Source organism: Faecalibacterium duncaniae, assembly GCF_010509575.1.
Taxonomy (GTDB): Bacteria; Bacillota; Clostridia; order Oscillospirales; family Ruminococcaceae; genus Faecalibacterium; species Faecalibacterium duncaniae.
The window spans coordinates 1,215,060-1,235,043 of the sequence record NZ_CP048437.1 but is presented as its reverse complement, the minus strand read 5'-3'; the positions used below and the strand labels follow the sequence as shown (position 1 = coordinate 1,235,043).

The following is a 19,984-nucleotide window of genomic DNA, read 5'->3' as shown; positions in this document are numbered from 1 at the left end:
CCTCAGTGAATAAAAGCCGTCATAAGGACCGCCAGCGCCGCCGCTATGACTGCCATACCTACCGTACCGAAAAGCCATTTTTTCTGTTTGTCTTTTGCAGTAATGTAGGGCTTCAGGTCCTCTGTTCCTGAAATCGTCCATGCGTTCGTGTGCCCCACCCAATAGCCGTCAACCAACAGGCGGTCCATGAGATTCATAACGGACAAGATAACGAGTAACTGCCAGAAACTCTGAACAAAGCCCTTTGCACCGTTTATCCCATAGACACAGACCAGCACATAGCCGATATAGCCGGGAATGCAGACTGCTTTGAACAGCAGGCTGTTGCGTCGGATGCGTTCCGGGCTTGTAAGCCCCAGTTTTACGCACCTCTGCTGCACCGCCGGGCTGTAAAGATGCACCATCCCAACAGCCCCTTTGCAGATGCCCGCAGCGCAGATCAGAACCAGCAGAACTCCCAACCCAAGACCTTCCAGAATCACCTGTAAGAGCATTCCCTGTTCCTCCTGTATCCGTTTTCGTCCCGGTATTCTGGATGCTCCTTTAAGTACGGATCCTTGTCGCCGCAGATGGTATAGTCGCATCGGCAGCCGTCCACGCAGGTGGTCGTCCGCACCAGCCTTGCGTGGAGCAGCTCCATGGATGCAAAATCCACATTGCACAGGGCGGGCATGATGTCTGCAAGGCCGTTTCTGATAGCAAATTCCGCTGCGGGACAGGCGGTAAATTCATAATAGATCGGCTTGTTCTTTTCGTAAGGAGCCACCGTCATTTCATAATCGTGCCACTTGTCACAGCCCGCTTTTGCCCGAAGGAACGCTATGTGCATCAGTTTCTTCCAGAACGGCATGTTACAGTTCACGAATTTCAGTTTGCGGAAGGACGGCAGAATCAGATTTCCTTCTATCTCTTCCATTTCGCGGAATGTGACCACATCCCGGCACACATCGTAAAAGCACATGATGGCGATGCAGTCGTAGGTGCCGCCTACGCCGTTGTGAAAATTCTTTTTACCGCCGAGGTCGGTGCGCCACTTGGAAAGAAGCTCTGCGTATCTCAGCTGCACCTGCTCCCAGACCACCTCGCGCTCCACCTCCGGATAGTGCAGAGTGATTTTCGCCAGAATTTCCTTTTTGCAGGGTTTGGAATATAGCACATGGCAGTTACGGTCAATTTGTAATTCGCTGTCCTTCATCTTCCCACGCCTTTCAGAAAACCGCTCTTTGCATTTTCTTCGGTGTCGTCCGATTCGTCGTAGGCATCATAGGGCGCCGATGGGTCGTGTACTCGTTTTTTGAATGGTGAACAGCACTTGTCCTTGTGGGCAAACGCAAAGGCAAAATTGTCCGTCCATCCCGTGTGACCGGTGATGAAATATGGATGCAGCCCACGTGCGCGCAGTTTCCGCTCCAGCTCCGCCAGTGACTGCACAGCCAGCTTATTGTCCTCCGCCAGCGAGGAAATGAAGCTGTAGCCGCCGTCCGCGCCAAACCACAGCGTGTCGCCAGTAAAAAGGTACTTATCGTCAATGAGGTAGACCACATGTCCCCATGTATGACCGGGAACCAGAAAACACTCGATCCTGACGCCGTCAATATCAAAGGCCTCTCCATCGTGAAGCAGCTGCTTTTCGTTGTAGATGGTCACTTGCGGCAGCTTATAGAGATGATAAATAACCTTGCGGCGTGCTTCTCCGATCAGATACCGGTTCTCGATCTCGCCGATGTACAGATTCGCATTCCGGAACAGCCCCGGACTGTCTGCTTCCACCGCACCCACATGGTCGGTGTCCTGATGGGTGATAAGAATATGGTGTATCGACTTCGGATCAATCCCAAGCCAGCCCATTTTTTCGGCAAGGCGGTCGTAGTTATATCCCGCATCGACCATAATGGTCGTATCGCCTTTGCGGTAGAAGAAGATGTTCGCCACCCATTCGCGCACGCAGGCAACATTCTTGTCGATCCAGCCGGTGTTCAAAGGCTTGAAGATTTCCTTGCCCCGGTACATCCAGCTCATTGCTTTTCTTTGAAATTCCGTTGCTTTTTTCGACATAATCACACCTCATTTCTGTGCTGTGATGCAAAGCCAGCCCTTTTTATTTTTGTGGCTCTGAATCTGACAAAATCCTGCTTTTTCCAGATACCCTTTCAGTGCAGTATCCGTATAGATGGTCATACCATCGATGATCCGCGTCCATTTGTCGTCTTTTGTCGTTTCGCCGTTTGCTTCGTTACAGATGAAAAAGATTCCGCCTGGCTTCAGCACCCGATAGACCTCTCGGAAATTCTGCGCAAGCTCCGGCCAGAAATAGACCGTCTCAAAGGCGGTCACCACATCAAACTGCTCCGCTTCAAACGGCAGCTCTGCCACACTTGCCTGTTGCACGGTACACCGTCCTGCCGCAATGGCTCTGGCATTGACTTTTCGCGCTTTTTCTACACTGACTGCCGAATAGTCGATGCCCTGCACCTTGCCGTTGGGGCACAGTTTCAACAGCGTTTTAATGTTCGCTCCACCGCCGCAGCCGCAGTCCAGCACCATGGCATCCGGGGCAGGCTGTAAAAAGCGCAGCCCCCATTCTGCCATTGCGCTGTGTCCAAAGTTCATCATAGCAACCATGATCTTCCCGCCAAGGCCTACGGGCTTTCGGGTGTTTTCAAAAAAGGACATAACGCCACTCTCTTTCTATTTTCCGCTCACAATGCAATGCTTTTTACCAGATGCGCCCACTGCTCCGGGTGGCAGGCCAGCAATTCCTCGTGCTGCAAGTTAGGTAAAGCTAACTTTCTGTTCTATAAAAAGCCGCTTCTCAGCGGTCCTTCTGCCAAAATAATACGCCCTGCCGTCTCCTCTGTCAAGAAGTTTAAGCATTTTCGGAGATTCCGAAAAAGATTTCGCTTTCGAGGACTCCAGCCGTCACCCCAGTGCTACGTCCAGCACCATCATCACGCTGAAGCCCACCGCGAAAAATACCGTGCCAACGTTAGAGTGCTGCCCCTGGGACATTTCCGGGATCAGTTCCTCCACCACCACATACAGCATGGCTCCGGCGGCAAAGCTGAGCAGATAGGGCAACGCGGGCACCACGATGCCTGCCGCCAGAATCGTCAGCACTGCCCCGATGGGCTCTACGATGCCGGACAGTACGCCGCCCCAGAACGCCCGGCCTTTTTTCATTCCTTCCGCCCGCAGGGGCATGGAAATGATGGCACCTTCCGGGAAGTTCTGGATGGCAATGCCAAGGGAAAGTGCCAGCGCCCCGGCGGCAGTGATCTGAGTAGTCCCAGCAAGATACCCGGCGTAGACCACGCCCACTGCCATGCCCTCCGGGATGTTGTGCAGCGTCACCGCCAGAACCATCATGGTGGTGCGCTGGAGCTGGCTTTTTGGCCCTTCAGCCTGCAAGCTGTTCTGGTGCAGATGCGGGATGAAATGGTCCAGCAGCAGCAAAAACAGGATGCCCAGCCAGAAACCCACCGCCGCCGGGAAAAATGACAGCCTGCCCAGATCCGCGGCCTGCTCCATAGCCGGGATCAGCAAGCTCCATACCGATGCCGCCACCATCACTCCGGCGGCAAAGCCGGTGAGGGCGCGCTGGATGCCGTCACGCAGAGAGTTTTTCAAAAAGAACACACAGCCCGCCCCAAGGCTTGTGCCCAGAAAGGGGATCAAAATCCCCCAGAATGCGTCTTGTATCATGTAGTACCTCCTTGTGGTTAAATGCAACTAACCGCACAAGCAGTATACTGCGCTCCGGCAAAAAGGTCAAGGGCTTTGCGGTATAGAGGGTGCTGTCGGCACCTTTTGCCAAAAAATTATCCTCCATAAACATCCCTGTTTTTTCTTGACAACGCCCAGTGGGAGTGCTATTTTTATTTCGCGAATTTGTTTTGCCTAACCATCTGAGGCGCTTTGCCTCTGCATTTTTTTGCATCAATTGTTAGGTGAAGCTAACTGTTTTTTCAAAACTGAGATAGAGGTGTGTTACCATGAGATTGAAAAAAGTATTTGCAGGTGCACTTGCGGCCGCTATGCTGGTATGCGCTGTGGCAGTCCCGGCCTTCGCTGCGGAAGAGGTAGAACAGGAAAACTGCCTGACCTCCAGCTATGTCCAGATGAACATCCCCTACGCTGACTTCTACAAGGCTGCCGGTGTGGACAACGCATCTGAGATCGACGCTGTGACCAGCGCCACCAAGAACAAGACCCGTGCGGGCAACCTTGCCGCCGGTTCCTACCACGTCAACGCAGATGGCACCGACATCACCGGCGTTTCCTTCCCGGTCAAGGTGCTGACCCCGTGGGCGCTGAAGAACGCAAAGCAGGTCACCGATGCCGACAGCTACGACATTACCGTTACCCTGAAGGGCAAGGAATCCACCACCACCTACACCGGCGCAGATGCCTTGTTTGAGAACGAGAGCTATGCTTACTACAAGCTCAGTGAGACCCCTGCCTACTACATCACCGCATGGTATAACCTGCTGAGCGGCAAGTGGGAGTTTGGCAAGGTCAACGCCACCGAGACCACCGTAGAGGGCACCACTGTGGAGCTGAATACCAACGGTCACCATACCACCTACGAAATGAAGATCTCCGGTTTTGATCTGGACTACAAGGCCAACAAGGTCTACGGCGTAGTTCTGACCACCGCCGATGGCAGTGAGTACGGCCTGCATCATGTGACCAACATCTGGCATGGCACCAAGCTGGGCTTCAATGCCGATGATCCTTACTTTGCATCCATCATCGGCAAGACGATTACTCAGATCACCTTCTACGCCGCCGACGGCGTGTATGTCCTGCCGGTCAATGTGGCGCTGTGAATACACGGGAAACTGCCTAATTTATTGTAGAATATAACGCAAAACGGCAAGGTCGCTTGGCATCAGGCGGCCTTGCTTTTCCGTGTCAGGAGGAGTTGGAATGAACAAAAAACGATGCCATACACTGCTGCCGCTAGTGCAGCTGCTCCCGACGGTGGCGACAGCGGCAGCTGTACTTTTTGCTCTGTCCCGCACCGTTCCGGTGCTGGCCGCCGTACCGGAAAAGCTGAAAACCGTGGTGGAGCAGCCTGTGGAAGCCGCTTCCTCCGAAGCGGAGGAAGAAACCCTGCCCAAGCTGCCCTATGCCGACGGCGTTTACGTCGGCTCTTCCCGGGGCTACGGCGGTGCCGTCCGAGTACAGGTCACCATGGAAAACGGCAGCATCACGGAGGTGGAGATCTTGGACGCATCCCACGAGACCAAGCAGTTTCTGCGGCGTGCCAAGCGGCTTTTGACCACCGTGGTGGAGACTCAGAGCTGGGAGGTGGATGCCGTTTCCGAGGCCACCTACACCAGCCGGGGCATTCTGGGCGCAGTGCAGAACGCCCTGACCGGCGAGGTGGTCAACAATCCCCTGCCGCCCCAGCCAAAGCCCGCTGCAACGCTTGTGGTGGAGGAATTTACGGCTCCCTCCATCTACTTGGACGGCATCTACACAGCCGAAGCCATGGGCTTTGAGGGACAGATCACAGTGCAGGTCACGGTGGCAGAGGATAAGATCACCGATATCACGATCCTGAGCGCCGAGGACGAGGAGGAATATCTCTCCCGGGCAAAACAGGTCATCCCCGCCATTCTGGAGGGACAAAGCCCCAACGTGGATACTGTTTCCGGCGCCACCTACTCCTCCACCGGAATTCTGAACGCAGTCAAGCTGGCACTGGCAAAGGCCGCTGTTGCCCCGGCAGAGGAAACCGCTCCGGAGCAGACTGCATCGGAAGAGACGGCAGAGGAAACCGCACCGTCTGAAGCAGCAAAGCTCGGGGAAACGCCGGTCACCGCGCCCACCGTGGAGGTGGTGCAGCCGGAGGAAGAGAGCGCCGTTCCCGTGTGGCTCAAGGAAGTATGGCAGCAGCTTTTCCCGGCAGATGCACCGGCTTCCTCTGAACCGGCATCTTCTGAGGAAGTGCTGCCGACATCCGAGCCGGCACTGCCGCCGGAAGAGACCGGGATTGAATCTGAAACGGAAGGAGCAGCAGAATGAAATACAAAAATTTTCTCCTCCGGGCGGTGAACCTGCTGCTAATTTTGGGGGTACTGTGGCAATACCAGCAGGTGGCGCTGATCCGGGCGGCAGCGGTAAGCCAGCGCAAGCAGGAAATTGCCGAAGTTGAAGCCTACAATGCTTCCGTTTTGCAGGCGCAGAGCGCAGCACAGGCAGAGCAGAGCGGCTACCGGGACGGCATCTATGAGGGCAGCGCCTATGGTTTTGGCGATGTCATTCGGGTGTCGGTGACTATCCAGAACGGAAAAATGACCGATATTGCGGTGCTGGATGCTTCCGGCGAGGATAAGCCCTACTATAAGCAGGCGCTGCCTTTGCTGGACGAGATGCTGGCAGTGCAGTCTGCTGAGGTGGACACCGTTTCCGGCGCTACCCTCACGGCAGAAGGACTTATCGGTGCGGTAGAGAACGCACTGGGAAAGGCGGCAGGATGATGGAAAAAACACAGGCAAAGCCTTTAACAGCGGCGCAGCAGCGTCAGCGGGACAAAAAGCGCCGTACATGGCTGCGCACCGGGGTGCAGTTGTTCTTCTTTGTGTCCATGCCGGGCGCATTCGTGGCCGGGTTTTCCGGGGTAAAACAGATCTTTCTGCACATCGGTGCAGGCGAGGTGCTCTCTGTGGACAGCTTCACACTTTCCCTGCTGGGGCTGTGCGGCTTCACCCTGCTTTTCGACCGTTTTTTCTGTGGGTACGCCTGCGCCTTCGGCAGCTTGGGCGATGCCGTCTGGGCGCTTTCCGGGCTGATTCAGAAAAAGCTGTTCCACCGCAAAAAGCAGCTCCGTCTGCCAGAGCGGGCGGTGCTTTTGGGGCAGAAGGTCAAATATCTGCTGCTGGCATGGCTGGTAGCACTGTATGTGACCCGGCAGGAAAAGATGCTGACCGGCGCAAGCCCGTGGGAGGTGTTTTCCCGCCTGACGGCTCTGCATCTGCCGCCGGAGGGCTTTGGTGTGGGCATCGGGCTGCTTGTGCTCATTTTGCTGGGTATGGCGGTGCAGCCCCGGTTCTTCTGTCAGTTCCTCTGCCCCATGGGAGCGGTGTTTGCCCTGCTGCCGGTGCTGCCATTTGCGCGGCTGCACCGGCAGAGCGACGGCTGCATCCCGGGCTGCAATGCCTGTAAACAGCAGTGCCCGGTGTGCCTGAAGCTGGAGGAAACCAGCCTGCGCAGCGGGGAATGCATCGCCTGTGAAGCCTGCGTTGGCACCTGCCCCAAGCAGAACATCCACCGGTGGGATATGGCCCTGTGCAAGAGCCTGTGGCTGCCGGTGCTGGGTAAGGCGCTGCTCTTCTTCCTGCTGGGCTGCTGGCTGGGCTTTTGCCGATTCATCTGAACTAAAAAGGAGGCTGCTGCGCAGTATTTGTGCATCAGCATCCTTTTGGCTGGGAGATCTATCATTTCGATACGCCGGAGCATCTGTGGACGCTCCGGCGTACCATTTTTACAGGGAAGACTTCTGCTCCAACAGGTCTGTCATGCTGCGCAGGCTGATGCCTCGGTGCTTGTGGCCGCCGAGGCGATTTCAAACTGTGCGGAAATCCCCGCCTTTTCCACTAAATCCTTCATCACAAATTCCGCCATAGGGCTGCGGCAGATATTCACATGGCAAACAAACAAGATCTTCTTCATCTTACTCTCCCAGCACCTCGCCCAGTGCCAGAACAGCGTTGCGGACGCACTCCGGGCACGGGCACAGCGGTGCGCCGTTCTCTATCCCCTTCAGATCCTTGCAGATGGTAGCACCGCACTTTTCCTGAAAATTTTGCAGCAGCTCCTTGGAAATGCGGGGTGTGCCCTTGCCGTCGGTGACGATGCCCGCCACCATCACAGCGCCGATCAGTGCGCCGCAGGTGCTCTCCATGCAGCCCATGCCGGCGGCATAGCCTGCGCCCAGCTTCATCAGGGTGTCGGCATCCACCGGCAGCTTGTCCTCAAATGCCTTCAGCACCGCCTGTGCACAGTTGCACTGTCCAGTAGCTTTCCATGCGGCAGCCTGTGCCGCCCGTTCTTCGATGTTCATTTTACAGTCCTCTTTCTTTGATGAATCGTAGTTTATTCGACATTATCATAAAATTCCTGTAACACTGTTGCCAATTCCTCCGGAGATTCTATGTTTGCTTCATGGCCTGTTTTCAAAAGTTCATGGAAGTGGGAATCGCTCAAATAACCGGCAAGTTCCTTTGAGGCTTTTTTGTTTGCGTTGTCCTTTTCCCCACAAACGATCAATGCCGGACAGGACACCTTACATAATGAATCCCTGAAATCCAATTCCGTCATCGTACCGCACAAACTGATCACATCTGCTTTTTTGAGGCCAAATTGCTTGAACATTGTATTCGGCATAAAGCGAAACAGCATATTCTGGAACTTCAATAGCTTTTCAGGCATTTTATATTGTGCTGCAATTAGCACCAGTGCCTTTACTTTATTCGGATGGTCTATCGCATAATTCAGTGCCAGAACAGCACCCAAGGAAAGCCCGCACAAAACGATTTCGTCATTTTCCTTGTTGCACTCTTCTGAGAATGCAGTATACAGCTCCTTATAAGTGGCCGCTTTTCCTTCCAGCATCTCTGCCAAGCTCAAGCTGGCGCTTCTATCCGAGACCGTCGTTTCTTTTATTACTCTGTCCCAACTGTCTGGTTTTTGTCCCAACCCATGCAAGTATAAAAACTTCATCTAATTTCCGCTCTCCTTCACACGTCCTGCTGCTTCCTTTCCAGCGCTTCAAAGTGATACCGGGGCTTTCCCCTGCTCTTCTTGCCGTACTCGATGGCCTCTTTGGGGCAATAGCAGATGCACGCCATGCAGTGGGTGCAGTTTTTGCCCCAGAGCGGCTTTCCGTTTTCCAAACGGATGTTGTTCAGGGGGCACAGCTCCACACACTTACCGCAGCCGATGCAGGCACTCGTTGCCCGGAAGGCCTCTGCTTTTACAAAAAACCGATAGAACACCGGGTTCACCGGGCCGCTCATAAAGCGGTCGTAGAGGTTGTCTCTCGGCGGGGGAAATTCCTGCCCGGCCTTGAGCTGGGTCAGCACCTTCTGAAGTTCAGGCTCTGCCTGCCCCACGATGCTCTTTGCCTGCTCTTTTGGGGGTGCATTAAACATGGCAATGTAGTTTTCCGGCATGATGATCTGGGCTGTACCCATGTACTGCAGCTGCTTTTGCGCCGCAAGCTGCCGGTTATAGCCTGCCGCATTGCCGATCTCACTGCCGCAGTCCATCACAAACCAGATACGCTCTGCCCCGGTCAGCGCGGTTTTGCCCAGCCACTCCGACACCACCCGGGGGATGCGCCATGCGTAGGTAGGCGTGACCAGCACCACATCCCGGCCAGTCTGCACCGGAGCGGTATCCCTTGCCTTGATGCAGGCGTTCAGGTCGTAAAGCGGCATCTCCAACCCTTCGGCAATGCGCCGCGCCAGATACCGGCTGTTGCCGGTTCCCGTAAAATAAAGTACCATGGCTGCTCCTTCATTTTGTGTTTTTCAGTTACCTGTCTGCCCGGCAGACTGGAATTTGACTAATCCTACATGTGCATCATATTACACTCATGTAATTATCCTCTACATAAACAGCTTTTCCATCAGCAAGCTTAATCTCATCTTTGCCGTTCGGTAATACTGTTGTTTCAGAACCATTCCAATGGGGGATAATAGGATTGTCAATAATATGTAATCCATCTGTTAAATTTCCCGCCGCATACATACTTCCTGCACTGATTCCGACATATATAAGTCCGTTTTTAATTGCATTATTAAGTATTCTATCAAAACCAGTTCTAGACATTTCACGACAAAGCACAGATACATCACCACCACTGACAAAAACAGCATCAAATTGGTTTAATTCTTCAAAAGTTAATAGCCTTGTAAGCATAAACGGGGTTGTAACATACGAAGAATAGGTTCTTTGATAGTCTTTTGAAAGAATTAATTCCAGATTGTACACTAATATATTTTCGTACTGAATTCCCATTAGAAAGAGTTCATGAAAACATATTGCAAGCGACTCTCTTGCACCATCTGTTTCAATGCCAGCTGTTGGAATATAAAGCACTTTCACATCCTTCGGACACTTTCCAATAATATCAAAGAATTTCTCTTTCATCTTATCGGTCAACCCTGCAGATGTAAGAAATAGATGTTTTCCATTCATATTCTTTTACCTCGTCAAACTCCGAGTTGTCGCGCTCCGTATGCCATAGTCTCCGCACGCAAAAAAAGCCCTTTGCGGCAAGGTGTGTGCTTACACCTCGCCCGCAAACTTCATGCCCCAGCTCATGCGGGTGTCGTACATCAGGCGGGTCAGGGCAAGGCTGTCCTGCGGGGTGTAGCGGTCGCTGTCGGTACGCCCCAGTTTGACGCAGCGGCTTGCTTCCCGGATCTCGTACTCAAAGCCGTTGATGTCCACCGAGCAGCGGATGACCTCCGGGTCTGCGTCAAGGGCTTCGTAGGAGTCATAGCAGCGAGGAATGCCATACTGCTGTGCAAACGCCTGTGCGCTTTCCATGTGCCGTGACCCCACGGCAACAAGCCGCTCCCCCTCTGCGCCCATCTGTTCCACTGTGGATGCAAACTTTTTGGCAATGGTGCCGGTGGCTAAAATTCCCCACTTCATAACGGTACCTCCAGGTTTATTACTTTGGATTCGTTGTGTTCAGTATACCATGGTTTTCCCCTACGGAAAAGATAGTGAAAAGCAAAAATGCCCCCGGAGGGCTTGTTCCAACTCTCCGGGGACAGATTCTATGCACCGGTATCTTTCATCTTGTTCCAAACATTCTCATCCATTATAATAGAGATAGAAAGAAGGTGCCAACATGAAACATCGCATTGTGACGGCTGCGCAGATGAAGGAAATTGAACGAGCCGGGGATGTCCACGGTCTGCCCTACCTGCAAATGATGGAAAATGCCGGACTGGCGGCTTACGCTGAACTGCAAAAGCAGTTCCCGCATCCCGGCAGGCTGCTGGTGGTCTGCGGAAAGGGCAACAACGGCGGCGATGGGTTCGTGATTGCCCGTGCTGCAGCAAAAGACGGTTGGAATGTGACCGTTCTTCTGGCTGAGGGCGAGCCGAAAACTGCGGACGCCACCCGCAATTTTGAGCGTCTGCACTCCCTGCCGGTGCCTATCTGCACCGACTGCTCTGTACTGGAAACCCAGTACTTTGATGCTGCTGTGGATGCCCTCTACGGCACCGGGTTCCATGGTGAATTGCGGCCTTCCGGCCTTGCTGCCTGCGGGCTGATGCGCCGTCTGCACAAGAGCGGTGCCTTTGTGCTTGCCGTAGACCTACCCAGCGGCATCAACACGGATACCGGGGAGGTTGCCGAGGGTGCTGCCCATGCAGATTTGACCGTAACCTTCGACAGCTATAAGCCTTTACATATCGCAGAAGCTTCTGCGCCGCTGTGCGGAAAAATCGTCTGTGCCGACATTGGCATCCGGGACGAATGGCACCCGGAGTTTTGACGAGGCTTGCCGCTGCGGAAAAGCACCTGCACGCAAAAGACCCCGGCAGCTTTCAAGGCACGCCGGGGTTCTTTTTGTCATTCTGCTGCAAAATGTCTGCACTTTCTTGGCAGAACGCAGAAAATGCGGAAACCGCTTGATTTAGCTCGGTTTCCGCACTAGAATGGAAACCAGAAAAGCAAGCACAGTTTCCACAAGGAGGACGCTCATGCAGGAAAAGCTCGATGCGCTGGTGCGCATACAGGCGATGCAGTTATTCCGTCAACAGGGGCTGCATTTCACCATGCAACAGGTGGCAGAGCCGCTGCACATCAGCAAAAAGACCATCTACACCGTTTACCCCTCCAAGGAGGCGCTTCTGCTGGACATGGTAGACCACGCCTTTGCGGACATCCACCGCTGCAAGCAGGAAATTCTGGCAGGCAGCGGTACTTTGCAGGAAAAGCTGCGGGCAGTCATCATTGCCATGCCGACGGAATATGCTGCGTTGGACCTGCGGCAGATGAAGGAGCTGGACGAAAAATACCCGATGGTGGCGGCGCGGGTGCGCAGTCAATTGGAAAACGGGTGGGAACCCACCATGGCGCTGCTGGATCAGGCTGTGGCAGAGGGGGTCATGCGCCCGGTATCCCTGCCGGTGCTGCGGCAGATGATCACCGCGTCCATTGAGAGCTTTCTGGCAGACCGCAGTCTGGCAGAAAGCGGGGTGCAGTATGTGGCTGTACTGGAGGAAATGATCTCGATCTTACTGGAAGGAGTGCTGCCGCGATGAAACACAGTTTTTGCGATGATTGGGAGTTTACCCACCACTGGACCGAAGCCTTTGGCAAGGGGCTGCCTGTACCAAAACAGCAAGCCGTCCGCTTGCCCCATACCTGCCGGGAGGTGCCACTGCACTATGCCTCCCCGGCCGATTACGAGATGGTCTGCGGCTACCGCAAACGGTTCCGGGTGCCGCCAGTGCAGGCTGCGCCCCGGCTGTTCCTCCGCTTTGACGGAGCCGCCCATCAGGCGGTGGTGCGGGTCAACGGCAGGGTTGCCGGGCAGCACCGGGGCGGCTATACCGGCTTTGCGGTGGAGATCACAGACCTTGTGGACCGGGAAGGTGAAAACCTGCTGACCGTGCAATTGGATACCCGTGAAGACCCGGCCATTCCACCCTTTGGCTTTGTCATCGACTACCTGACCTACGGCGGGCTGTACCGGGAGGTCTGGCTGGAAGCTACGGCAGAGAGCCGCCTGACCGATTTGTTCGTCTACACGCCCACCCTGCAAGAGGCCGTGGTGCAGTGGACGGCAGAGCTCACACCCGCAGCCGTGGCGGTCCGCATCCGGCTGGAGACCGCAGACGGCACCCTGCTGGCAGAGCAGACCGCACAGGCGGCAGAAGCCGGGAAGATGCAGTTTTCCGTCCCGGACGCACAGCCGTGGGATACCGAGCACCCGGTGCTGCATCATGCCGTGGCAGAACTTTTGAACGCAGCCGGACAACCCATCGACCGCAAACAGGTGACGTTTGGCTTCCGCACCGCAGAGTTCCGGGCGGATGGCTTTTACCTCAACGGAATAAAGACCTTCCTGCGGGGTCTGAACCGACACCAGAGCTACCCTTACATCGGCTACGCCGCACCGGAAAGCCTGCAGCGGGAGGATGCCCGCATTTTGCAGGAGGAACTGCACTGCACTGCCGTGCGCACCAGCCACTACCCCCAAAGTCCATATTTTCTGGATGAGTGCGACCGGCGGGGTCTGCTGGTGTTCACCGAGCTGCCGGGCTGGCAGCACATCGGAGATGCTGCATGGAAAGACGCTGCCTGTGCAATGTTACAAGAGATGATCTTGCAGAACCGCAATCATCCCAGCATCATCCTGTGGGGCGTGCGCATCAACGAGAGCGTGGACGACGATGCCTTCTACACCCGCACCAATCAAATTGCTCATCAGCTGGACCCCAGCCGCGCCACCTCCGGCGTGCGGTATCTGGAAAAAAGCCATCTGCTGGAGGATGTCTACGCCTACAACGATTTTTCCCACAACGGCGTAACGCCCGGCGCAAAGCCCAAAAAGGACGTGACCCCGGATATGGGCAAGGCGCTGCTCATCTCGGAGTGCAACGGTCACATGTACCCCACCAAGCCCTTTGACGATGGCCCTCATCGACAGGAGCACGCCTTGCGGCACGTCCGGGTGCAGAACGCCGCCTATGCCAGCGGAGAGCACGCCGGGTGCTTTGGCTGGTGTATGTTCGACTACCAGACCCACAAGGACTTTGGCTCCGGGGATCGCATCTGCTACCACGGGGTGCTGGACAGCTTCCGCAACCCCAAATTGGCGGCAGCGGTCTATGCCAGTCAGGGTGACGCTGACCCGGTGCTGGCGGTCAGCTCCTCCATGGACATCGGCGATAACCCCGCCGGGCAGCTGGGCACGACCTACGTTTTCAGCAATGCCCAACAGGTAAGGCTTTACAAAAACGACGTGTTCGTCACCACCCTGCGCCAAAGCGAGTGGACGGCGCTGCCCCACCCTCCCTTTGTGATGGACGATACCATTGGCGAGCTGCTGGAAACGCAGGAGCACTTTTCCCCCGCCAAGGCAGCCGCTGTGCGAGACTGCCTGCTGGCCGCCGGAAAATACGGCTTGGCGGGACTGCCGCTGGCCTACAAGGTCAAATTCGGCTGGTGTATGCTGCACTACAAAATGACCTTTGAAGATGGCGTGGCCCTTTACGGCAAATATGTGGGCAACTGGGGCAGCGAGGCCACCCGCTGGCGGTTCGATGCCGTGCAGGATGGCACCGTAGTGCGTAGCGTGACCCTTTGCCCCAGTGCAAAGCTGCACTTGGAAGTCAAGGTCAGCCGGACGACCCTGCGGGAGCAGGATACCTACGATATGGCGGCTGTCCGGGTGCGCATTCTGGACGAGAATGGCACCCCTGCCCCCTACGCACAGTTCCCGGTGCAGTTTGCGGTGGAGGGCAGCGCCGCCCTTGTGGGCCCACAGACCGCCGTTGCCGAGGGCGGCATGACCGGAACCTATCTGCGCACCGTGGGCACTGCCGGAGAAGCCCTGCTGACCGTTTCTGCACCGCAGACCCAGCCCGTTGTGCTGCGGTTTACCATTGAAAAGGAGGACGCTGTATGGAATTGACCCTGAAACAGAAAGCCGCGTTCGGCATTGGTGCCGTGGGCAAGGATATGGTATATGCCCTGTCGGCTTCTTACGTCATGTATTATTATCAGGATGTGCTGGGGCTTTCGGCCAGCTTTGTGGGCGTCGTGCTCATGGCTGCCCGGTTCTTTGATGCCTTCAACGACCCCTTTATGGGAGTTCTGGTGGCAAAGACCCGCACCCGCTGGGGGCGTTTCCGTCCGTGGATCTTTTCCGGCACGCTGCTCAATGCGCTGGTGCTCTACGCCCTGTTTGCCGCCCCGGTGCTGGATGAAGCGGCGTTGATGGTCTATTTCAGCGTGGTGTACATCCTGTGGGGCGTCACCTATACCATGATGGATATCCCCTACTGGTCCATGATCCCGGCCGTGACCCGCACCCCAAAAGACCGGGAGAACCTCTCCATGGTGGGGCGCACCTGTGCAGGCGTTGGCTCTGCCCTCATCGCTATGTTCACCATGCTGCTGGTGGGAGCCCTTGGCGGCGACAGCGAGCGCGCTGGCTTCCGCTGGGTGGCATTGATCGTAGCGGCAATTTTTGCAGTGACAGAGCTGGTGTGCTGCATTTCCATGAAAGAAACCACCCCCAGTGAGATGAAGACCGCCACCGTAAAGGAGATGTTCTCCGCCCTGTTCCGCAACGATCAGGCTATGGTAGTGGTAGGCAGCATCGTGCTGATCAACTCGGCGCTGTACCTTACCTCCAACTTCATCATCTATTTCTTCAAATACGACCTTGGCGGTGCAGGCTGGAAAGCCACCTACACCCTGTTTTCCACCGTGGGCGGTGCGGCGCAGATTCTTGGCATGATGGTGCTTTACCCCTTGCTGCGCAAAAAGTTCAGCAGTACGCAGGTATTTTACCTGAGCCTTTTGCTGGCGCTGTGCGGCTACGGCATGCTACTGGTGTTCTGCCTGACCGGCCTTTCCCATAGCCTTGCCATGTTGTGCATTCCGGGCGTGGTGGTGTTCGCCTGCAACGGTATGCTGAGCGTGCTGACCACCCTGTTCCTTTCTAACAGCGTGGATTACGGTCAGCTCAAGACCGGGCGCCGGGAGGAGAGCGTTATCTTTTCCATGCAGACCTTTGTGGTCAAGGCTGCCTCCGGTGTGGCGGTATTCCTGACCGGCATCGGGCTGGACCTCATCGGTCTTGTGGGCAACACGGAGGAGACCGGCCCGGTGGCAGTACAAAGCGCCGGAACCCTGCTGGGTCTGCGCCTGATGATGACCGTTCTGCCCATGCTGGTACTGGCTGGTGCGCTGGTGCTGTTCCGCCGCAAGTTTGTTCTGACCGATGCCCGCGCTGCCGAGATCAGCGCACAGCTCCACGGGGAGGAAACGCACCATGACTGAAATGCTGCACTGGTACGCAGAAACTTCCGGCGGCGTACAGACAGGCAACTGCACGGTCACGGAGAATGGCGGTGCGCTGCATCTGACGGCAGACCTGCCCGCCGGGACGCTGAAGGCGGTGCGTGCCGAGATGCCGTGGACGATGGAAGCAGACGAGCGTCTGTTCATGAACGGCTACCAGACATGGACCTACAGCCCGGAGCTGGACCGGAACGGCAAGCTGCGCGGCACCGACCACATCCCCGGCTTTCTGCGCAAAAAATATGCCTTTGACCGCTACGGCGATTATCATTTTGCGCCTTATGGGCATCAAAAGGGGCAGAGCCACGGCTTTTCCTACTGCTATTTCCGCAAGGGCACACAGTTCCGGCTGGTGGCATCGCTGGACGAGAAGCCGGGCTACACCATCCTCCGCTACGACAGCGGCAAAGCCCTGCTGACGCTGGAGCGTGACTGCGCCGGGGTGGAGCATCCCGGCGGCAGTTTCCCACTCCTTGACCTGTTTTTTGCCGAGGGCGGCGAGACCGAGGTGTTCGACGGCTGGTTTCAGGCTATGGGCATCAAGCCCCGGACTGAAAAGAAGCTGGCAGGCTATTCCAGTTGGTACAACCGCTATCAGGACATCACCGAGGATACCATCCGGGAGGATCTGACCGGCTGCCGCAGCCTGCTTTGCCCGGGAGACCTGTTCCAGATCGACGATGGCTGGGAGCCGGAGGTGGGCGACTGGCTGGAAACAGATGCACAGAAATTCCCCCACGGGCTGAAAGGCATGGTGGAGGAAATTCATGCCACTGGCTTTCAGGCCGGGCTATGGCTTGCACCTTTTGTGTGCGAAAAGGACTCTGCCCTTTTCCGGCAGCACCCGGACTGGCTGCTGAAGGTGAACGGTGCACCGTGGTGCTGCGGCTGCAACTGGAGCAGCTTTTATGCGCTGGATCTCGACAACCCGGCCGTGCTGGACTATCTGCGCCGGGTGTTCGACCGGGTGCTGAACGACTGGGGCTTTGACCTTGTCAAGCTGGATTTTCTGTACGGTGCTGCCCCCTTTGGCAACGCCCGCGAGAGCCGGGCAGCCCGGATGTACCGTGCTATGGAGCTTTTGCGCACATGGTGCGGGCAAAAGCAGATTCTCGGCTGCGGCGTACCGGTGATGCCGGCTTTCGGGCTGGTGGATTACTGCCGTGTCAGCTGTGACGTAGGGCTGGACTGGGACGATGTGTGGTATATGCGCTTGTTCCACCGGGAGCGGGTGTCCACAAAGCAGGCCATCAACAACACGCTATTCCGGCGGCAGCTCAATGGCCGTGCCTATGGCAGCGACCCGGATGTGTTCTTCCTCCGGGAGGAAAACTGCAAGTTGACGGCAGAGCAAAAACGCACCCTTGCCACAGTCAATGCCCTACTGGGCAATGTGTTCCTTACCTCGGATATGCCGTCTCACTACACGGATGCGCAGCGGGCAGAGTACCGCCGTCTGCGCACCCTCTTTGAGCACGCCACGCAGGTGCAGGCAGAAGCGGAAAACGACCGTCTCTATATCCGGTATCTGCTGGACGGAACTCCACAAAAATTATGTTTCGACCTGTTCTGACAGTGCGAACAAACCACAACAAAACCACACCCGCCCATGTACTGTGCTTTGCACACAATACGCAGGCGGGTGTTTTGCTGTTCTTCCGGTACGATCCTCAGTTTTTTAAATACAGCTTGGGTCTGTGCAGCACCGACGGTGTCACATCCTGCGCTCAAGGTTCTGCCGGAACAGCTCATACGCCGCCCGCAGATCCTCCGGCAGACGCTTCAAGGTCTCTGCCCGCAGTTCCTGTGGCATCCCGTAAAAGGCTTCGGCAATGCCGCCGGTGATGCAGGCAAGGGTGTCGCTGTCGCCGCCCAGAGAGACCGCATTGCGGAGCGCATCTTCAAAGCCGGTGCTTTCCAAAAAGGCGACGATGGCATCCGCTGTTACCTTGGTGATGTCGTTGCGGATCATCAAAAAAGGCATGCTGGTTCCTCCCTCATGTGGTTTTCTTCATTCCATCCCATTTTCATGTTTCCCGCTGCTCCACGATTTCCAGACTGTCCCGCCCGACATAGCAAAGCAGAAACAGCACCCTCACGCCTGCGGCTTTCGCTTCGGCCAGCGCTGTGCCAAACTCCGGCCTGACAAGGTCAAACTCCTGCTTTGAAAGCCATTCTCCTACCACCTTGTTGGGTGCCTGACTGTCCATGTTGACCCAGCCAAGTTCCTGCTTGTGTACCGCCACAAGGTCGTATTTTGTCTTGCGCTTCGGGTTGTCCGACACTTCCAGACGCACCGCCGCACCGGGCAGCAGCAGTTCCCTGCACCGTCCGGTGTTTTTGACATGGACGGTTTCCACCACACCGTTCACGTTTACATGGGCAATAAAACGGTTGGGGCGGTCAAGAAAAATGCCGTCCGCGATCTCTCTGTATTTCAATGTTTACTCCATTTTTGTCTGATACGCCTGCTTCGTCCGGGCATCAAAGCAGCAGAAGATGACCTTCATATCGTAGTCGGCGTGGCTTTGCAGCCAATCAGCCACTGTATCCACCGCAATTGGGGTGGCGGCATCCAGCGGATAGCCATACACGCCCGTAGAAATTGCCGGGAAGGCGATGCTGTGGATGTCGTAGGTCTTTGCCAGCTCCAGCGAATTGCGGTAGCAGTCTGCCAACTGCACAGCATCCTCCGGGGTGCCGGAGTAGATGGGGCCCACCGTATGGATGATATACTTCACCTTCAGCCGGTAGCCCCTTGTGATCTTCGCTTCGCCGGTGCGGCAACCGTGCAGGGTGCGGCACTCGGCAAGCAGCTCCGGCCCTGCTGCCCGGTGAATGGCTCCATCCACGCCACCGCCTCCCAACAGACTGCGGTTGGCCGCATTCACGATGCAGTCACAGTCCAGCTTGGTAATGTCTCCCTGCACTACTTGAATCTGATTCTTGATTTTTGGGGGAATCGTTGCAGACACCTCACTTTTTGAGCAGTTCCAGTGCCTTATCCATAGGCACGCAGCTAGCATAGAGATCCGGCCAGAGGAATTCATTGTAATAGCGGTAGCTCTGCTCCCCTGTCATATACTCGTTGTCCCGCGTTGAATTTGCATAGGCAGGGACGATCATATGAAAATCGTGCTCAAAGCCTGCTTCTATCGTTGCATTGATGCAGAAGTCGGTCATGATGCCGCAGACCATCACATCTTTTTCGCCCTTTGCGGTCAGATATTCCAGCAATCCGCTCTCTTTCTTGAAAGCGTTGCATACAGTCTTGACGAACCGTTTTTCGGTCTGCAGTGGTGCAAACTCAGAATAGATATCAAACTCATCATCCCCGATGGAGAAACCGGTGCCGGGCCCATCATCATGCTGGACATAGACGACCTCGATTCCCTGTTCGCGGGCAGTCCGGATCAGCTCCTTGATGTTGCTGACAAACTTTTCAAACGCATACAGGCGTTCATCCACGATACCTTTCTGTGTATCCACAACCAATAAAACCATGTGTAAGCCCTCCTGTTTTTCTTTGATTTCATTCTACCATAGACCGTTTCTTTCTACAATCGGATTCAAAAAATCCCCACAGGGAAAACCTGTGTTTCACCTGCGGGGCTTGAGTCAGCTCCCCATACCGAGGAGCACCAGCACGACCACCACCGCAATGGCGATGAGGCAGCCGCAGCCGCTGCCATCTCCCCCGCCGCCGCCATTGTTGTGATTTCCGCCGCCACCGCCGCCAGACGAACCGCCAAAGTTGCGGTTGAAAGCCGTCATGTACTGGGCATAGCCCGTGTCGCCTTTGCCGAAATAGCCATAATCACCGTTTGCCATTGTATTTTCCTCCGTCTGAAGTGTGTTTTGCTTCTTCTGAGGTCATTTTACAAAAGGTGATGTCCCATAAACATCT

At 55.8% G+C, this 19,984-nt stretch carries 24 protein-coding genes and 1 pseudogene; 9 read left to right on the top strand and 16 right to left on the bottom strand.

The window, feature by feature from the left end; all coding sequences use genetic code 11:
* Window positions 1-2: 2 nt before the first annotated feature.
* The 5 genes from GXM22_RS05970 to GXM22_RS05950 form a co-directional block, all read right to left on the bottom strand.
* Entirely contained in the window at window positions 3-494 is a 492-nt protein-coding gene (locus tag GXM22_RS05970; RefSeq protein ID WP_005934022.1) for a hypothetical protein, read from the bottom strand.
* The gene (locus tag GXM22_RS05965) at window positions 479-1,195 is read right to left on the bottom strand and encodes an L-2-amino-thiazoline-4-carboxylic acid hydrolase (RefSeq protein ID WP_005934026.1); all 717 of its coding nucleotides are present in this window, start codon (window positions 1,193-1,195) and stop codon (window positions 479-481) included. The genes GXM22_RS05970 and GXM22_RS05965 overlap by 16 nt, the downstream gene beginning before the upstream one ends.
* Window positions 1,192-2,055, bottom strand: a complete 864-nt coding sequence (locus GXM22_RS05960) for an MBL fold metallo-hydrolase (RefSeq protein ID WP_005934029.1) — start codon at window positions 2,053-2,055, stop codon at window positions 1,192-1,194. Before GXM22_RS05960 ends, GXM22_RS05965 begins: the two co-directional genes overlap by 4 nt.
* A 9-nt stretch (window positions 2,056-2,064) precedes the next feature.
* Entirely contained in the window at window positions 2,065-2,673 is a 609-nt protein-coding gene (locus tag GXM22_RS05955; protein ID WP_005934031.1) for a class I SAM-dependent methyltransferase, read from the bottom strand.
* A gap of 246 nt (window positions 2,674-2,919) precedes the next feature.
* Entirely contained in the window at window positions 2,920-3,702 is a 783-nt protein-coding gene (locus GXM22_RS05950) for a ZIP family metal transporter (RefSeq protein WP_005934033.1), read from the bottom strand.
* Window positions 3,703-3,992: 290 nt separating this feature from the next.
* Here GXM22_RS05950 and GXM22_RS05945 point away from each other — a divergent pair, with 290 nt between their 5' ends.
* From GXM22_RS05945 to GXM22_RS05930, 4 genes are all read left to right on the top strand, one after another.
* On the top strand, window positions 3,993-4,829 hold the full coding sequence (locus GXM22_RS05945; RefSeq protein ID WP_005934035.1) for a hypothetical protein: 837 nt from the start codon (window positions 3,993-3,995) through the stop codon (window positions 4,827-4,829).
* A gap of 100 nt (window positions 4,830-4,929) precedes the next feature.
* The gene (locus tag GXM22_RS05940; RefSeq protein WP_005934036.1) at window positions 4,930-6,033 is read left to right on the top strand and encodes an FMN-binding protein; all 1,104 of its coding nucleotides are present in this window, start codon (window positions 4,930-4,932) and stop codon (window positions 6,031-6,033) included.
* Window positions 6,030-6,488 carry an FMN-binding protein gene (locus GXM22_RS05935; RefSeq protein WP_005934038.1) on the top strand — a complete coding sequence of 153 codons (459 nt, stop codon included), beginning with the start codon at window positions 6,030-6,032 and terminating at the stop codon, window positions 6,486-6,488. The genes GXM22_RS05940 and GXM22_RS05935 overlap by 4 nt, the downstream gene beginning before the upstream one ends.
* A complete protein-coding gene (locus GXM22_RS05930; RefSeq protein WP_005934040.1) occupies window positions 6,485-7,384 on the top strand; it encodes a 4Fe-4S binding protein in 900 nt (299 codons plus the stop codon). Before GXM22_RS05935 ends, GXM22_RS05930 begins: the two co-directional genes overlap by 4 nt.
* Before the next feature lie 161 nt (window positions 7,385-7,545).
* Here the strand turns inward: GXM22_RS05930 and GXM22_RS05925 are convergent.
* The 6 genes and pseudogenes from GXM22_RS05925 to GXM22_RS05900 all read right to left on the bottom strand — a co-directional run.
* Window positions 7,546-7,680, bottom strand: a pseudogene (locus tag GXM22_RS05925) (arsenate reductase/protein-tyrosine-phosphatase family protein); the annotation flags it as partial.
* 1 nt (window position 7,681) lies between these two features.
* Entirely contained in the window at window positions 7,682-8,071 is a 390-nt protein-coding gene (locus tag GXM22_RS05920) for a C-GCAxxG-C-C family protein (protein WP_005934047.1), read from the bottom strand.
* A 32-nt stretch (window positions 8,072-8,103) separates the two neighbouring features.
* The gene (locus GXM22_RS05915) at window positions 8,104-8,730 is read right to left on the bottom strand and encodes an alpha/beta fold hydrolase (RefSeq protein WP_005934049.1); all 627 of its coding nucleotides are present in this window, start codon (window positions 8,728-8,730) and stop codon (window positions 8,104-8,106) included.
* A gap of 17 nt (window positions 8,731-8,747) precedes the next feature.
* Window positions 8,748-9,518: an EFR1 family ferrodoxin gene (locus GXM22_RS05910; RefSeq protein WP_005934051.1), complete on the bottom strand. Its 771-nt coding sequence runs from the start codon at window positions 9,516-9,518 to the stop codon at window positions 8,748-8,750.
* A 76-nt stretch (window positions 9,519-9,594) separates the two neighbouring features.
* Window positions 9,595-10,212: a Type 1 glutamine amidotransferase-like domain-containing protein gene (locus GXM22_RS05905; RefSeq protein WP_005930833.1), complete on the bottom strand. Its 618-nt coding sequence runs from the start codon at window positions 10,210-10,212 to the stop codon at window positions 9,595-9,597.
* 90 nt (window positions 10,213-10,302) lie between these two features.
* Entirely contained in the window at window positions 10,303-10,674 is a 372-nt protein-coding gene (locus GXM22_RS05900; RefSeq protein WP_005934061.1) for a Gfo/Idh/MocA family oxidoreductase, read from the bottom strand.
* Between the two features lie 202 nt (window positions 10,675-10,876).
* Between GXM22_RS05900 and GXM22_RS05895 the strand changes: the two genes are divergently transcribed.
* From GXM22_RS05895 to GXM22_RS05875, 5 genes are all read left to right on the top strand, one after another.
* Complete coding sequence (locus tag GXM22_RS05895) at window positions 10,877-11,530, top strand: NAD(P)H-hydrate epimerase (protein WP_005934063.1); 654 nt, start codon at window positions 10,877-10,879, stop codon at window positions 11,528-11,530.
* A gap of 208 nt (window positions 11,531-11,738) precedes the next feature.
* Complete coding sequence (locus GXM22_RS05890; protein ID WP_005934066.1) at window positions 11,739-12,302, top strand: TetR/AcrR family transcriptional regulator; 564 nt, start codon at window positions 11,739-11,741, stop codon at window positions 12,300-12,302.
* Entirely contained in the window at window positions 12,299-14,680 is a 2,382-nt protein-coding gene (locus GXM22_RS05885; protein ID WP_005934068.1) for a glycoside hydrolase family 2 protein, read from the top strand. Before GXM22_RS05890 ends, GXM22_RS05885 begins: the two co-directional genes overlap by 4 nt.
* Complete coding sequence (locus GXM22_RS05880) at window positions 14,671-16,056, top strand: glycoside-pentoside-hexuronide (GPH):cation symporter (protein WP_005934070.1); 1,386 nt, start codon at window positions 14,671-14,673, stop codon at window positions 16,054-16,056. The genes GXM22_RS05885 and GXM22_RS05880 overlap by 10 nt, the downstream gene beginning before the upstream one ends.
* Window positions 16,049-17,650, top strand: a complete 1,602-nt coding sequence (locus GXM22_RS05875; RefSeq protein ID WP_005934073.1) for a glycoside hydrolase family 36 protein — start codon at window positions 16,049-16,051, stop codon at window positions 17,648-17,650. The genes GXM22_RS05880 and GXM22_RS05875 overlap by 8 nt, the downstream gene beginning before the upstream one ends.
* A gap of 141 nt (window positions 17,651-17,791) precedes the next feature.
* Here the strand turns inward: GXM22_RS05875 and GXM22_RS05870 are convergent, their stop codons facing one another.
* The 5 genes from GXM22_RS05870 to GXM22_RS05850 form a co-directional block, all read right to left on the bottom strand.
* The gene (locus GXM22_RS05870; protein WP_005934074.1) at window positions 17,792-18,061 is read right to left on the bottom strand and encodes an ADP-ribosylglycohydrolase family protein; all 270 of its coding nucleotides are present in this window, start codon (window positions 18,059-18,061) and stop codon (window positions 17,792-17,794) included.
* A gap of 43 nt (window positions 18,062-18,104) precedes the next feature.
* Window positions 18,105-18,518 (bottom strand): PDDEXK family nuclease, encoded by a 414-nt coding sequence (locus GXM22_RS05865; protein ID WP_005934076.1) that lies wholly within the window; start codon window positions 18,516-18,518, stop codon window positions 18,105-18,107.
* Window positions 18,519-18,521: 3 nt separating this feature from the next.
* Window positions 18,522-19,052: an O-acetyl-ADP-ribose deacetylase gene (locus GXM22_RS05860; RefSeq protein ID WP_005934078.1), complete on the bottom strand. Its 531-nt coding sequence runs from the start codon at window positions 19,050-19,052 to the stop codon at window positions 18,522-18,524.
* Between the two features lies 1 nt (window position 19,053).
* On the bottom strand, window positions 19,054-19,581 hold the full coding sequence (locus GXM22_RS05855; RefSeq protein WP_035394417.1) for a cysteine hydrolase family protein: 528 nt from the start codon (window positions 19,579-19,581) through the stop codon (window positions 19,054-19,056).
* Window positions 19,582-19,695: 114 nt separating this feature from the next.
* The gene (locus tag GXM22_RS05850) at window positions 19,696-19,908 is read right to left on the bottom strand and encodes a hypothetical protein (RefSeq protein ID WP_005934081.1); all 213 of its coding nucleotides are present in this window, start codon (window positions 19,906-19,908) and stop codon (window positions 19,696-19,698) included.
* Between the last annotated feature and the right edge of the window lie 76 nt (window positions 19,909-19,984).

What these genes read in the sequence shown, in the direction of transcription:
- GXM22_RS05875 (WP_005934073.1), top strand. Translation starts at nt 16,049, where the DNA reads ATGACTGAAATGCTGCACTGGTACGCAGAAACTTCCGGCGGCGTACAG.
- GXM22_RS05905 (WP_005930833.1), bottom strand. Translation starts at nt 10,212, where the DNA reads ATGAATGGAAAACATCTATTTCTTACATCTGCAGGGTTGACCGATAAG.
- GXM22_RS05870 (WP_005934074.1), bottom strand. Translation starts at nt 18,061, where the DNA reads ATGCCTTTTTTGATGATCCGCAACGACATCACCAAGGTAACAGCGGAT.
- GXM22_RS05940 (WP_005934036.1), top strand. Translation starts at nt 4,930, where the DNA reads ATGAACAAAAAACGATGCCATACACTGCTGCCGCTAGTGCAGCTGCTC.
- GXM22_RS05920 (WP_005934047.1), bottom strand. Translation starts at nt 8,071, where the DNA reads ATGAACATCGAAGAACGGGCGGCACAGGCTGCCGCATGGAAAGCTACT.
- GXM22_RS05945 (WP_005934035.1), top strand. Translation starts at nt 3,993, where the DNA reads ATGAGATTGAAAAAAGTATTTGCAGGTGCACTTGCGGCCGCTATGCTG.
- GXM22_RS05900 (WP_005934061.1), bottom strand. Translation starts at nt 10,674, where the DNA reads ATGAAGTGGGGAATTTTAGCCACCGGCACCATTGCCAAAAAGTTTGCA.
- GXM22_RS05955 (WP_005934031.1), bottom strand. Translation starts at nt 2,673, where the DNA reads ATGTCCTTTTTTGAAAACACCCGAAAGCCCGTAGGCCTTGGCGGGAAG.
- GXM22_RS05895 (WP_005934063.1), top strand. Translation starts at nt 10,877, where the DNA reads ATGAAACATCGCATTGTGACGGCTGCGCAGATGAAGGAAATTGAACGA.
- GXM22_RS05960 (WP_005934029.1), bottom strand. Translation starts at nt 2,055, where the DNA reads ATGTCGAAAAAAGCAACGGAATTTCAAAGAAAAGCAATGAGCTGGATG.
- GXM22_RS05935 (WP_005934038.1), top strand. Translation starts at nt 6,030, where the DNA reads ATGAAATACAAAAATTTTCTCCTCCGGGCGGTGAACCTGCTGCTAATT.
- GXM22_RS05880 (WP_005934070.1), top strand. Translation starts at nt 14,671, where the DNA reads ATGGAATTGACCCTGAAACAGAAAGCCGCGTTCGGCATTGGTGCCGTG.
- GXM22_RS05890 (WP_005934066.1), top strand. Translation starts at nt 11,739, where the DNA reads ATGCAGGAAAAGCTCGATGCGCTGGTGCGCATACAGGCGATGCAGTTA.
- GXM22_RS05885 (WP_005934068.1), top strand. Translation starts at nt 12,299, where the DNA reads ATGAAACACAGTTTTTGCGATGATTGGGAGTTTACCCACCACTGGACC.
- GXM22_RS05850 (WP_005934081.1), bottom strand. Translation starts at nt 19,908, where the DNA reads ATGGCAAACGGTGATTATGGCTATTTCGGCAAAGGCGACACGGGCTAT.
- GXM22_RS05855 (WP_035394417.1), bottom strand. Translation starts at nt 19,581, where the DNA reads ATGGTTTTATTGGTTGTGGATACACAGAAAGGTATCGTGGATGAACGC.
- GXM22_RS05930 (WP_005934040.1), top strand. Translation starts at nt 6,485, where the DNA reads ATGATGGAAAAAACACAGGCAAAGCCTTTAACAGCGGCGCAGCAGCGT.
- GXM22_RS05910 (WP_005934051.1), bottom strand. Translation starts at nt 9,518, where the DNA reads ATGGTACTTTATTTTACGGGAACCGGCAACAGCCGGTATCTGGCGCGG.
- GXM22_RS05970 (WP_005934022.1), bottom strand. Translation starts at nt 494, where the DNA reads ATGCTCTTACAGGTGATTCTGGAAGGTCTTGGGTTGGGAGTTCTGCTG.
- GXM22_RS05915 (WP_005934049.1), bottom strand. Translation starts at nt 8,730, where the DNA reads ATGAAGTTTTTATACTTGCATGGGTTGGGACAAAAACCAGACAGTTGG.
- GXM22_RS05950 (WP_005934033.1), bottom strand. Translation starts at nt 3,702, where the DNA reads ATGATACAAGACGCATTCTGGGGGATTTTGATCCCCTTTCTGGGCACA.
- GXM22_RS05965 (WP_005934026.1), bottom strand. Translation starts at nt 1,195, where the DNA reads ATGAAGGACAGCGAATTACAAATTGACCGTAACTGCCATGTGCTATAT.